This window comes from Lysinibacillus sp. GW821-FHT14F06 (genome assembly GCF_058803665.1).
This window is the reverse complement of record NZ_JBXAPF010000030.1, coordinates 16,487-28,563: the sequence shown is the minus strand read 5'-3', so window position 1 is coordinate 28,563 and position 12,077 is coordinate 16,487. Positions and strand designations below refer to the sequence as shown.

Annotated in this window: 10 protein-coding genes; 5 read left to right on the top strand and 5 right to left on the bottom strand. The window is 34.0% G+C overall.

Annotation, left to right across the window (positions count from 1 at the left end; all coding sequences use genetic code 11):
- Positions 1-192 precede the first annotated feature (192 nt).
- The 3 genes from AC1RNS_RS20630 to AC1RNS_RS20620 all read right to left on the bottom strand — a co-directional run bounded on the left by AC1RNS_RS20630 (position 193) and on the right by AC1RNS_RS20620 (position 2,559).
- Positions 193-1,497 (bottom strand): alpha/beta hydrolase family protein, encoded by a 1,305-nt coding sequence (locus AC1RNS_RS20630; RefSeq protein ID WP_492995406.1) that lies wholly within the window; start codon positions 1,495-1,497, stop codon positions 193-195.
- A 177-nt stretch (positions 1,498-1,674) separates the two neighbouring features.
- Complete coding sequence (locus AC1RNS_RS20625) at positions 1,675-2,109, bottom strand: DUF3021 family protein (RefSeq protein ID WP_492995405.1); 435 nt, start codon at positions 2,107-2,109, stop codon at positions 1,675-1,677.
- A 12-nt stretch (positions 2,110-2,121) separates the two neighbouring features.
- Entirely contained in the window at positions 2,122-2,559 is a 438-nt protein-coding gene (locus AC1RNS_RS20620; RefSeq protein ID WP_492995404.1) for a LytTR family DNA-binding domain-containing protein, read from the bottom strand.
- 424 nt (positions 2,560-2,983) lie between these two features.
- Between AC1RNS_RS20620 and AC1RNS_RS20615 the strand changes: the two genes are divergently transcribed.
- Together AC1RNS_RS20615 and AC1RNS_RS20610 are read left to right on the top strand one after the other, a co-directional pair.
- A complete protein-coding gene (locus tag AC1RNS_RS20615; RefSeq protein ID WP_492995402.1) occupies positions 2,984-3,799 on the top strand; it encodes a hypothetical protein in 816 nt (271 codons plus the stop codon).
- A gap of 555 nt (positions 3,800-4,354) precedes the next feature.
- Complete coding sequence (locus AC1RNS_RS20610; RefSeq protein WP_492995400.1) at positions 4,355-5,833, top strand: Lsa family ABC-F type ribosomal protection protein; 1,479 nt, start codon at positions 4,355-4,357, stop codon at positions 5,831-5,833.
- A 207-nt stretch (positions 5,834-6,040) separates the two neighbouring features.
- Here AC1RNS_RS20610 and AC1RNS_RS20605 read toward each other — a convergent pair whose 3' ends face one another.
- Positions 6,041-7,717 (bottom strand): methyl-accepting chemotaxis protein, encoded by a 1,677-nt coding sequence (locus tag AC1RNS_RS20605; protein ID WP_492995398.1) that lies wholly within the window; start codon positions 7,715-7,717, stop codon positions 6,041-6,043.
- A gap of 14 nt (positions 7,718-7,731) precedes the next feature.
- Positions 7,732-8,709, bottom strand: coding sequence for a BMP family lipoprotein (locus tag AC1RNS_RS20600; protein ID WP_492995396.1), 978 nt, complete (start codon positions 8,707-8,709; stop codon positions 7,732-7,734).
- Positions 8,710-9,374: 665 nt separating this feature from the next.
- Between AC1RNS_RS20600 and AC1RNS_RS20595 the strand changes: the two genes are divergently transcribed.
- The 3 genes from AC1RNS_RS20595 (at position 9,375) to AC1RNS_RS20585 (ending at position 11,959) form a co-directional block, all read left to right on the top strand.
- The gene (locus tag AC1RNS_RS20595; protein ID WP_492995394.1) at positions 9,375-10,259 is read left to right on the top strand and encodes a GNAT family N-acetyltransferase; all 885 of its coding nucleotides are present in this window, start codon (positions 9,375-9,377) and stop codon (positions 10,257-10,259) included.
- Between the two features lie 31 nt (positions 10,260-10,290).
- Positions 10,291-10,593 (top strand): hypothetical protein, encoded by a 303-nt coding sequence (locus tag AC1RNS_RS20590; RefSeq protein ID WP_492995392.1) that lies wholly within the window; start codon positions 10,291-10,293, stop codon positions 10,591-10,593.
- Between the two features lie 271 nt (positions 10,594-10,864).
- Positions 10,865-11,959 carry a DUF418 domain-containing protein gene (locus AC1RNS_RS20585; protein WP_492995391.1) on the top strand — a complete coding sequence of 365 codons (1,095 nt, stop codon included), beginning with the start codon at positions 10,865-10,867 and terminating at the stop codon, positions 11,957-11,959.
- Positions 11,960-12,077 lie beyond the last annotated feature (118 nt).

Below are 12,077 nucleotides of genomic sequence, written 5' to 3'. Positions count from 1 at the left end.
TTCACTAAAAGACATTAAAGTTGTACTTTTAATTATGGTTACTAATTTCATTTAGCATAGTAATTGATGAATAAAATCTATAATTCTAGTAGTTTAAAAGAGGAGTCCAATATTCAGTTTAATGGACTTCCTCTATTAAAATTTATTCAATTATTTGCACCGTTCCTGGATATGGTGACAAGATTTTTATGTTCAATATGTCTCTTTGGGAGTGAACTGGCCGATTCCCTTTAATTCAAAGTCGAAAAATTCCAGTATTAGTTCATTTTCAGTTTCAATACAATATAATTTATCAATATCAGCTTTTCCGCGTTGTACAATATTTGCCAGTATAGGAGAGAAAAGCGGTAAATCGGTCAAGCTTAAATGTTTTGCCCCTTGGAAATGAACCGTATATGCTTCTTTGAAGTGTTCATTATTGGGTTTGTTTGCTATATAAATGGGACTACTTTCGAGCTGTCTCCAAACATCATCAGAATAAATGTTAAGGAGTGGGGTCGTAAAGTCTTTGCTACTTGCTATAAAATCATCCAGTTCTTTCTTATAAATAAGTTCACTAAAGAAAGGGGCATCGATATTTACTACTGCACTTATATCATCACGCTCTCTGTCTAGCCAAACACTTGCTGCACCGCCCATTGAGTGACCAAATACACCAATTTTCTCTGTATTGATATGTGAATAAATAGGACTACTGTCTCTATTGGCTTTTTTTAGAATTGTGTCAATGACAAAATTCATATCGTCCGTTCGTAATTTCATCCATTTTTGAATGATTTTGTAGAGTTCTTCCTTTGTGTAAATACCTTCTTTATTAGAATTGGTGATTTCATCATAATAATCTTTATTGATCATGGTCACACTTCCATCCTCTGAACGAGTATAGAAGGAGTGATAGGGATGATCGATGGAAACGACTACATAACCATGGCTTGCCAGCTCAGTAAATGTAGAGGCGTTACTTTCCTTGATACCATATGCTCCATGTGAGAATACCAAAAGAGGATATGTTCCATCTGCCTTTTTTGGATACCAAAATTCCACATTCACGAATCTGTTTTGTTTCGTGTCTGCAAATTCCTCGATGCGCTCTTCATCGTAAAATGTTTCAGTAGCGGTTGCGACTTCATATTCTCCTGTCACTTTTGGAGATGGATACTGTGGAAAAATAATGACAGGTGAAAATACAAATACAAATGTCAATATCATCATAATGGACTTCCACACAATGCTAGAAGTTTTGTATGGTTTGTTATTTGTTTTCTTAAGGATAAGAGTTACTGTCCCATTTAGAGCTAATAAGAAAAGTAGTATAGCAAGCATTACCCAGCTAAAATTCCAGACAAGCACTGATGAAACAGTAAGTAACACAAATACTATAAATACAGCAATCCTAATCCAATTCTTTATTTTGTTATGGTTTTGCTTAGTCGCTATGCAGTAGATTGCAAAAGCAATCTCGAAAATCACAGCCATTAGTAATAGTAAAATTCCCATTGTTGTTCCTCCACCTCATAATTTTATGAAATCATCATAATAAACAGATGGAAGGATGTATATGGAAAAACAGTAAGTTGTATTCACAAGCCAATAAGATGCAAAAAAACGGTAAGCTCTAATGCTTACCGTTAAATAATTTGTTATCAGATAACTACTGCTTATTGAATTTCTTGACTATTCACCAAAGTCTTTCTTCATTAATTTTAGTTTTTCATTGATTTTTTTTGCATCTTTTTTATCATTTTGCCATGAAAGTAGACGAACAATGATATAGATTACCGCGATTTGCAGTGCTAGAAAGATTACACCTGATGCATCATTAACAATATTAATAGCGCTGCCTAGGACAATCAATAAAATCTCCAAAGTGAAGAAATGAATAATTATTCTTATACGCATTTTGTTCTCACTGAGATCATGAGGAGAATAAAAAATAAATCCTGTTAATGCACTTAAAAATGAAGATGCCATAATGATATAAATCGATTTCAAATCAAAGGCCATGTCAGGATAAAACACTTGTCGCAACAAAGTAATCATCAAGATTATGGATGCGAAGATGATAAAGAAATCCTTAATTATCTTTTGTACAAATTTTAAAAAATTCATATGTATCCCTCTTTACAAACCAAGCATATTTTTAAGGACAGGCACATACTGTCTTGATATAACAGCACGTTCTCCGTTATCTAGCACCGCTTCGAATCGACCACTTATCGTTGGATAAACAGATGAAATTTTCGTGATGTTCAAAATGGTTGATTTCGATGCGCGAAAGCAGTTTTTTCCTTTGCATAATTCCTCTAGCTCGTATAGTTTTTGTTTTACCTCAAAAACGTTGTCTCTGCAGTAAATAAAAACTTTACCCTCAACTGCCTCGAAATAATAGATATCATTAAGCTTAATGCGGTGAATATGATCATTTTGATATCCGAGTAAAATAAGGTTTTCCTTTTTCAGCTTATTTATGATGTCATCTATCTCCTCATCAGCCTTATGACACCTAATAACAATCTCTTCCTCTAAATCTTGGCTAATTTCTACTATTGAAATTTTCATATTATCACCCACGAAAATTCAAGTTATTTCATTCGTTTAGAATGCTATTAACTTGAATACTCCTCCAGACAATCCTTTTTTTCATTTTAACAGATTAAAGTTTGGGATAGTAGTTAGAATCTGGCAAACAAAGTGGGGAGAGAAAAGGCGAGTTCCTATTCGTTATTTCTTTTATCCTTTTTATTAATAGGAATATTTTTAGAACTACTACAAACCAAGGGAAATCAATTTCAAAATTGGATTTTCTACATGAAACATTACAGTTCTTTATTCATTTTTATAAAGTATTAATACAAAGTTTTGAAATGCTGTTCTCCTGACATTCAGCTGACACAATTCACTGATAAAGTGAAGGCTAAGCTTAGTTCAACTCTAAGCTTAGAGGTAAAAGCCTCGTCTACACTAATTCAAGGAGTGAATAACAATGAAAAGACAAAGTAAGATTGTAACTTATGCTATGACAGGAGCTTTATCACTAGGGATAATTGGAGGTACAATTATTCCAACTTATGCTGCTACAGTTCAAAAAGAGACAGTAAATGTAGAAGAATACAAAAAGTTGGATGCTGAAACACAACAAAAAGTTAATGAAATTTTAAATAATCTGAGGAAAGGCCTAGCTGAATTAGGGATATCATTTCCTACAGGAAAAGGCGATAAATTCACAAATTTAGATGATGAAACGCGCACGAAGGTACAAGCCATTATGAACCAATTGAAGGACGGTTTCTTAACGCAAGAGGATGCTGATACACAACTTAAAGAACTGGGAGTGTCTCTTCCTGATCATAATTACATGAGAAAAGGCGATAAATTCTCAAATTTAGATGATGAAACGAAGACAAAGGTACAAGCCATTATGAACCAATTGAAGGACGGTTCCTTAACGCAAGAGGAGGCCGATACACAACTTAAAGAACTGGGAGTGTCTCTTCCTGATCATAATTTCATGAGAAAAGGGGATAAATTAGCAAACTTAGATGAAGAAACGCGCACGAAGGTACAAGCCATTATGAAACAAGTGGAAGATGGTTCCTTAACGCAAGAGGAGACCGATACACAACTTAAAGAATTGGGAGAATCTCTTCCTGATCATAAATTCATGAGAAAAGGCGATAAATTCTCAAATTTAGATGAAGAAACGAAAAAAGAAGTTACAAAATTAATTGAAAAAGCAAAAGTTCAAATGGAAGAACTAGGAGTGGATTTGCCTACAAAGTTCAATCAATTAATTGATTAAGCAAAGAAGACTATCTAACAATATTTTTCTATAAAATAAGATAATGGTAAGATGCTACTTTCGCCTGGAATTTATCAAAAGAGTAACAATTTTTAGATGAAGATGATGCTGAATTGAATTCTTATAAAAAATTTGTTAATATAAATATACAATTATGAGAGGACTGATGGATGAACAATGATGAACTAATCTATATTTTATGTTGAAATCAATAACTTCAAACTACAAAATATAGGATTAGTCTGTCCATTTTTATCAATCAATCAGTTTAAACTTTATTTGTCATGATTTCTATGGCAAAAAAGTCCTTATTCAATACCAGTGAAAGACTAATCCTTCCAATGACAAATTGGGAGGATTTTTTATTCTCTCATAAATAATTGAATCAATAAAGGGGAGAGAGAAATGGGCGATTCAGATACTATTGTTACGCATGTATTACTCCGTACAAGTCGTTAATATCCATCAAACTTATACGGAGAAATTTTAGAATGGATGGATATACCGACTTTGTATAAAAAGTAAAAAGTGTTGATATACAAAGGAGGAATTATCATGTCAATGATACAAGTTCAAAATTTAACTTTTTCTTATCCAAGCAGCTTTGACAATATTTTTGAAAATGTAAGCTTTCAAATAGATACGGATTGGAAACTTGGATTTATCGGTAGAAATGGACGAGGAAAAACAACATTCTTTAATTTATTATTAGGGAATTATGAGTATAGTGGAAAAATCAATTCTTCGGTAGAATTTAATTATTTCCCTTATCCAGTTTCGGATAAAAACAAGTATACTCATGAAATTATGGAAGAAATTTGTCCCCAGGCAGAAGATTGGGAAATTCTTCGTGAAATATCCTATTTAGACGTTGATGCCGAGGCTATGTATCGACCTTTTAGAACATTGTCAAATGGAGAACAAACGAAGGTGTTGCTAGCTGCACTCTTTTTGACGGAGGGTCAATTTCTATTAATTGATGAGCCAACCAACCATCTAGACACGGAAGCACGAAAGATGGTCTCTGAATATTTAAGGAAGAAAAAAGGGTTTATTTTAATTTCACATGACCGAAACTTTTTAGATGGCTGTGTTGACCATATCTTATCTATAAATAGGGCAAATATTGAAGTTCAAAGTGGTAACTATTCTTCTTGGAAGTTGAATTTTGATCGACAGCAAGAACATGAAGAGGCGACTAATGAGCGTCTACAAAAAGACATAGGGAGATTAAAACAGTCTTCAAAGCGTACATCAGGTTGGTCTAATCAAGTGGAAGCTTCCAAAAATGGAACAACGAATTCTGGCTCTAAGTTAGACAAAGGTTTTGTAGGACATAAAGCAGCGAAGATGATGAAGAGGGCAAAAAATCTTGAATCCAGGCAACAAAAAGCTATTGAGGAAAAGTCAAAATTACTAAAAAATGTGGAAAAAACCGAGTCATTAAAATTAGAATCATTGGCGTTTCATTCAAATGAATTGATTGTTTTGGCCGATGTGTCTGTTCAATATGATAATCAAATAGTGAATAAGCCAATTAGCTTTAAACTTGAGCAAGGTGACCGAATTGTACTTGATGGAAAGAATGGAAGCGGAAAAAGTAGTATTCTCAAACTCATTCAAGGTGAGCCGATACAGCATACAGGCTCCATGTATACAGGTTCAGGTCTCATTATATCCTATGTCCAACAAGATACTTCTCATTTGAAGGGACTGTTATCGGACTTTATCGAAGAGCATGGGATTGATGAAACGTTATTTAAATCTATCCTCCGTAAGATGGACTTTGACCGAATTCAATTTGAAAAAGATATTTCTTATTATTCGGGTGGACAAAAGAAAAAGCTCCTTATCGCCAAAAGTTTATGTGAAAAAGCGCATATCTATATTTGGGATGAACCGTTAAATTTTATTGATATTTATTCTCGCATGCAGATTGAAGAGCTTATTCAAAGATTTAATCCCACAATGGTTTTTGTTGAACATGATCAGGCATTTCAACAAACTGTTGCAACAAAAACTATAACTATGTAGTTAATACACTATATGATTGTTTAGTTGTGGAACGTAGCTAAAATGAACAAACGATTTTATTTCTGTTAAAGAAGAATCCATTTTGATTAATCTTTTTCAAAATGGATTCTTTCATTTATCAGTAAAAATACAGGATGTTTTGGGTAACTAGAAAGCTATATTGTCTCAGATATTACTGTAAGAACCGCACTTAGCGGGCATTACTAATTAGAGTATTTTAAACTGTTTCACTCTATTATTTAAGTCATCTGATAGCTGACGTAATGCAGTAATTTTCTCGACAACTACTTGAATAGCATATGTTTGTTCATTTGTAGAAGCAGTTATCTCTTCTGTACCTGCCACATTTTCTTCTAGCATGTGATTTACATTTCCTACATGTTCAAGGACTTTCTCACCTAATCCTTTCGAATGTTTCATGCCTCGTGCTACTTCTTGAAGTTCATTCATGATACTACGAACTTCCGTTTCAATACTTTCAAATGCTGATGTCGTTTCATACATGGAGGTTTTTTGTTTATCTGCAATTTCAACACCTAGTCGTACTGAATCAGACATATTTTGCACGCCTGCTTGGATAGCACCAACAATTCCGAAAATTTTCTCTGTAGATTTACTTGTAGCTTCGGATAAATTACGTACTTCTTCTGCTACGACTGCAAAACCTTTGCCATGTTCTCCTGCGCGAGCTGCTTCAATAGAGGCGTTGAGCGCCAGTAAATTTGTTTGCGCTGAAATATCTGCAACAACCCCCGCCATTTCTTCGATACGAGCCGTATGCTCCATAAAGGTATTTGCCACATCGTGAATGACTTTGACCGTGTTAATATTTTCTTCAATCATTTGTTGCTGAGAGGAAATAACCTCTTTTCCTTTATCAATTGCACCAACAGCCAGATTGCCATGATCAACAGAAACCGTTGAGCGATGTACGTTTTGGTTGAAATCGGTATCCATCGTCTCGACAAGCTGCACAGTATGATGGAGTGAATTTGAAACGGATAGGGAATCACTCGAAATTTTTTCTGTAGCGCTTGCCACATGTTCACTGATTTCAGCAAATAATTTGTTTTCACGCTCTAAATCATTCGTAAATGTATCTATGTGTCCACTCACGTTATGAATCGCATCTAATAATTGCTTTAATTGATTCGTCATTGTATTAAATGAACGATTTAACACACCAATTTCATCATTTGTTTTATAATGAATAGGCTCAACCATAAGATTTCCAGACGCAATTTCATTGGCATTATGGGCCAGTTTACGTAGTGGTTTTGTAATATTTCTAATAATTAACACTGTAAAGACGCTACCAAATAAAACTAACAGAATAATTCCTGTTAAAGATATTGTAATAACAAAGGTAATTTGCCGTGCTAAATCTTTTTGTATATCTTGGTAATGTTCATTAGCATACAAGCCTAATACATGTACATCATTTAAAATGCCTGCAATACGTGCTTCTTGTGTACGTACATTCGTTGCATTCTTATCGGTTACCGCCTGGTTGGCTGCAGTTATAAAGGCTTTCACTTTTCCTTGCAAATTAGCAAAGGTTTTTTCACTTTCCTTATTATGTAATAAAGGTTTTATAATTGCTAGTTTATCGCCAATCGTACCTTCTAATTTCTTCAATGATTCTATTTGTTTATCTGTCACACTCTGTGGTTGAGCGACACCTATGGCCGTTGCATAGCTGCTTAGCTCATTTTGTGTATTTTTCAACTCGGATTCAATCACTTGAATATTGATGATTTTTGGTAAAATATCTTGGTTCGATGATTGAATGCGTATCATCGATATTATGACAATAGCAATAAGGGCAATCGAAACTGCGATGAGCGTAAATGAGTTTACTAATATTTTTTTATTTAATGACATTTTTCTAACTCCTCTTATTGGCCAAATTGTTGCTGTGATATTGTATTCAGTTCATCTTCAATCCTCGTTGCATTATCAATCACACGCACGGGTGCAAGTTTCATCGCTTTTTCTTTCATTCCTAAAGCGACACGTTGCTGTCCAGTTGGTTTCTCTTTTGTATAATTTTCTATAAATTCATAAACGGCTACATCGATATTTTTTAACATAGAAGATACGACTGCTTTTTCTGCATATGTATATTGATCTGTATCGACCCCAATCGCTAAAACGCCACTTTCTTGCGCTTGTTGCAATAAACCAACACCTGTATACCCTGCAGCTGCGTAAAGGACATCTGCCCCCTGTGTAATCATGTTAGCAGCCATGGTCTTACCGATCTTATCATCTGAAAATGTATCTGCATATGCCACAATCACTTCAATATTGGAATTGATGGCCTTCGCTCCTTCTGCAAAACCTTTTTCAAACTTTTCGATTACTGGGTCTACCATTCCACCAAGAAAAGCAACTTTTCCCGTTTTTGATGTCTTTGCAGCTAATGCACCTGCTAAATAGCTACCCTCATTTTCTTTAAAGGTAATAGAATGAATATTTTCAATGTCTGACTCTGAATCAATTAAAACAAATTGTTGTTTTGGATTTGCCTTTGCAATCTTTTCTAAATCTGCTTGTAGTGAAAAGCCTACTGCAAAGATTAAATCATTACCCTCCTCCACAAGCTCTTTTATCCCTTTTTCATAGTTCGGCTCATTGCCAAGCTCACGGTAATCAAACACAATCCCAAGATCATCACGTGCCTCGATTAACCCTGCTACTGCTAAATCTGCAAATGACTGATCACCTAGTCCAACGTCTGGCAACATAATACCAACTTTGAATCTATCTTCTACACGCAATTCTGTTAAATCTTCATTTTGCGCCGAGTTGTTCCCACAAGCTGCTAATAATAGTCCCGACGCCACTGTTATGGCATATAAACTCTTTTTCATAATACTTAACCTCATTCACACTTATTTTTGCCTATACATTTATTCTGGAAATTACAAAAATACCTAATTAAGTATATATGAAATTAAATCAAAGTGCTTAATAACTTTTTTTGATTTGTAATGTCATATATGTATTTTTACGTTGAAAATTTTTACTTTCGTTTATAGTTAGCAGCTAATGAGGTAGAAATCTATGTTTCGCACAGTTTGAGTCAAGTCTTTTCCTAAAGGGGGACACCTTGAAGTTTTTACTCCATAGTTAGAAGATTTTACAAAAAGGAGAATGCAAGGTAAAATGACTATAATCCGAAAACAGAAGGGAGATTAGACTTTTATGCTAAAACTTATTATCGCAAATTAAATTCCAATGAATTTAATAATTAGGACTATTCTATAATTTTAAGAAATTATAGGTTTATTAGTTATGTCCTTTTGCGATAATTGAGAGAAGCAAATGTTGTCTAATCCATATAAGCAAATAATAAAGTGTTATATCAGACTAAGATAAAACAAAAGGTTTGATTTTCAACGCTTTAGTTTGCGTATAAAAAGACTTTATGAGTTTATTCTCATAGAGTCTTTTGTTTGTTTTTAGTAGGTGATAATTCCCATAGAATACATGAAATGTAACAAGGTGATTGAAACAAAAATTGGAGGGAATTTAAATGGAAAAATATGAATTAGTAAGTGATTATCGAAATAATGAAAGCTTGAAGGAGAGTTTTAATGCATTAGCAATGAAAACATTCAAAATAGATTTTCGAGGCTGGTATAACAAAGGATATTGGAACGGCACATATATACCATATTCATTTGTTGATGAAGGCAGGATTATCTCAAATGCTTCAATTAATAAAATGTCAATAATTATTAATGGTAAAAAGTATAAAGGTATTCAGATTGGTACAGTAATGACAGATGAAAATTATCGCAATCAAGGCTTGGCGAAGCAATTAATGCAGCATATTCTTAAAGAACATGAAAATACCTGTGATTTTATGTATCTTTTTGCGAATGATACTGTATTGGATTTCTATCCGAAATTTGGCTTTACACGTCTAAATGAAAGTGAGTTTAGCTTAGACCTAGCAAAAAGCCCCATTCAAATGAAATTGGGTGCAAAAGTTAAACAGCTTACTATTGAAAATGATCTTGCATTACTTGAAAAATTTGCGGAAAATCGTCATGTAAACTCAGTGATTTTAGATGTTGAGCATAATGAAAGTTTAATAATGTTTTATTTCACAGTAGTATTTCAGGAAGCCATTTTCTATGTGGAAGATTTAGAAACAATTGTGCTATTGGAGGAAGAGGAAGGTACGCTGCATATTTTCGATATCATTTCGTTAAATGCTCAAAATGTGGAGGCTGTATTAGCAAGTGTTGTAAAGGAAACAACGAAAAAAATGGTATTTTATTTCACACCTGATTTCACAATCGAGGGGATGACAGCAACCATTACGCCAAATGATGATGATGCGTTATTCATTTTAATGAAAAAACCATTGTTAAAGGGTAACTTTATGTTTCCCTTAACATCGCATTGTTAATTAGAGTGCAATTTTTTTACTGGAGTTAGTAATGGCGAACATGGTGTTGTCGAAGAATCGCTCCGGTTCAAAGGAGATCAGCTCAGGTCAGTGGAAGAAACGCTCCGGTCCAAAGGAGATTAGCTCAGGTCAGTGGAAGAAACGCTCTGGTTCAAATGAGATCAGCTCAGGTCAGTGGAAGAAACGCTCCGGTTCAAAGGAGATCAGCTCCGGTCAGTGGAAGAATTGCTCCGGTCCAAGAGAAACCAGCTCCGGTCAGTGGAAGAATCGCTCCGATCTAAGAGGAACCAGCTCCCAGGCCACCTACCTTGCTTTTTCAAATTCGTCTTACTAACGCAGAAATATCCAAGTGAACACGTATCCTAACCTAGATGCCTGTTTACTTGGATATATTTTCTATCTCTACTTATGAGCCTTCGTCTGGAACTTCCCAAAAGAGTAATATAAATTTCTTGATTTTGTTAAAAGAATCAATTAATATTTACTTACCGGTCGGTAAAAACTGAAAATAAGCTTTTACATAGCATTAAAATTTCCGATAAAGCTGGAGTTTAATTTTAAGTTGATTTTAGAAGTTATAAATAGTGTGCTTAGGGGGAACATTTATGAACAAACAGTTACAATCACAACGTATAGAAGGATTAGATTTTGCTAGAGCTTTGGCTATGTTTGGAATGCTTATAGTAAACTTTAAAATTATTATGGGAGCGGTAGGGAATGGGCCGGGTTGGCTTATATGGTTTACTGGACTTTTCGAAGGAAGAGCGTCTGCCACTTTTGTTACGCTGGCAGGTATCGGAGTTGCTTTAATGACAAGAAAAGCTAGAAATGGGGGTTCGCCTACCATTATTAAAGAAAATAGGATGAGTTTAATAAAACGTTCTGCTTTTCTCTTTATTCTAGGTTTACTTTTATATGTGGTAGATTGGACTGGAGATATCCTACATTATTATGGTGTTTATATGCTGATTGCATCATTTCTTATTGCAGCCTCTACAAAGTTCATGATTATCATATCTAGTCTTTTTTTAATAACATCACAAATCCTACAAGTGATGATGAATTATTTAAAAGGATGGCATCCTGAACAACCATTTATGGTATATCTTGATTTTTGGACAATTGAAGGTTTTTTAAGAAATCTTTTGTTTAATGGGTATCATCCAGTATTCCCTTGGATATGTTTCTTTTTACTTGGAATGATTCTTGGTAGACTTGATTTATCGAAGAAAGCTATTAGAGATAAAATGTTGTTTATTTCTTTATTTTTACTCATAACAGTAGAGGTACTTTCAAAGGTGTTAATACAATTATCTCTGTCAGTATTAGATGTAAGCAGTGCAGAGTATTTGTTTCAAACTGGGCCAATTCCACCAAATATCTTATATATCTTATCAAACTCCGCTTCTGCGATAATTGTCATTATTGCTTCCATTTATTACACAGAAAAGTTTGCTGGGCAATGGGTGACAAAATCACTTATTCAAACAGGACAATTAACATTAACCCATTATGTAAGCCATGTATTTATTGGTGTTGGACTATTAGCTTTAGTAAATAGATTAGAGAACCAAACATTAGCATTTTCACTAGTATTCACAATATTATTTTTTGTAGCGAGTATTTTATTCTCTGTTTTATGGCGTATAAAATTTAAGAGAGGGCCTATTGAATGGATTATGAGAAAAATAACAAATTAATAGTTTAGTAGTGGAGTGTTACATATGGGGAGATAAGAAAAGAAAAGCGTTCTTGTAAATGAACGCTTTTCTACAACAGAAGCATGGATAATTGGTTTTGCTTTACCAACTCTTCAGT